Source organism: Pseudomonas sp. GM74 (assembly GCF_000282455.1).
Taxonomy (GTDB): Bacteria; Pseudomonadota; Gammaproteobacteria; order Pseudomonadales; family Pseudomonadaceae; genus Aquipseudomonas.
In genome coordinates, this window is the sequence record NZ_AKJG01000031.1 from 1 (window position 1) to 1,251 (window position 1,251).

General features: G+C 52.7%; 2 protein-coding genes. Both read right to left on the minus strand.

The genetic code is table 11. From position 1 onward, the window contains the following. Positions 1-44 precede the first annotated feature (44 nt). Complete coding sequence (locus PMI34_RS22475) at positions 45-881, minus strand: IS3 family transposase (RefSeq protein WP_008047185.1); 837 nt, start codon at positions 879-881, stop codon at positions 45-47. Continuing rightward, a complete protein-coding gene (locus PMI34_RS29230; RefSeq protein WP_008047186.1) occupies positions 878-1,183 on the minus strand; it encodes an IS3 family transposase in 306 nt (101 codons plus the stop codon). Before PMI34_RS29230 ends, PMI34_RS22475 begins: the two co-directional genes overlap by 4 nt. Positions 1,184-1,251 lie beyond the last annotated feature (68 nt).

Below are 1,251 nucleotides of genomic sequence, written 5' to 3' on the forward strand. Positions count from 1 at the left end.
GCAAGCTGAACTGGTCAAGTAATCCCGGACACCGATTACGGTGTTTATGCCGCTTTTTGCTCCATGGCTATTGGCGACAGGTAGTTGTTGTAGCTATGGAGCCTCGTACGGTTGTAGTACATGAAGAAGCGCACCATGTCGGTTTTCGCTTCTTCGATCAGCCTGTAGCCGCTGCGAGGCACCCATTCTGACTTCAGAGTGCCAAAAAAACGCTCTGTTGGAGCATTGTCCCAGCACTGCCCGCGATGACTCATGCTTTGCAAAATGCCATGGCGCATCAGCTCCTCTTGAAACTTGCGGCTGGTGTACTGACAGCCCTGATCCGAGTGAAACATCAGTCCAGGAGGGCACGTTCGAACCTCTGTCGCCATGCGCAACGCCTTGCTGACCAAGTGGGCGTCATTGACCAGAGAAAATGCCCAACCAATGACCCTGCGAGCATACAAGTCGATCACGATGGCCAGATGAATCCATCGCTTGCCCACCATCAGGCTTGTGACGTCGCCACACCAAACCTGATCGATTGCAGTCGGTTTGAAATTGCGCTTGAGCCGATTGGGCGCGACAAATGCTTCCACGCCTTTGGATCTGAATGGGTGGGGCTGGCGTTGTTTACTGACAATGTTGGCCTCCCTCATCAGCGCTCTGACAAGGCTCCTTCCAGCTGCAATATTCTGGGATTTCAGGCCCTTACTGATCATTCTGGAGCCCATGGCTTCGCGGCTTTCGCTGTGCAGCTCAACCACTTTCAGCTTGAGTTCTTCGCGCCTGATCGATGGCTTGGCTCGCCGTTGAATCCACTCATAAAAGCTGCTGCGCTTTACACCGAAAACACGACACACCACGGCCGTCGGAAATAACGCTCTTAGCTCTGCGATCATCGAAAACGATCGGGATCCGACATCAAGAGAGCGGTAGCCTTTTTTAAGATTTCGGCTTCCATTTCCATGCGCTTGATCTTGGCTTTTAACTCCTGGATCTGGCGCTGATCTTCGGTAATAGCCTTGGTGCCCTTGACTGGTTGGCCCTCGCGTTCCTTGCGAACCTGATCGACCCAGCGCCGCAAAGCGGTAGGCCCAATATCCAGAGATGCACAAACATCTGGAACCGGACAGTTATCATCAAGCACCATGCTGGCAGCATGCAGCTTGAACTCGCGGGTGTAGACCTTTCTTTCGTTCATGAAACCTCCAAGTTGGCGAAATCATATCGCCCTTAAGAGGTGTCCGGAATTATTAGACCAGTTCAAGC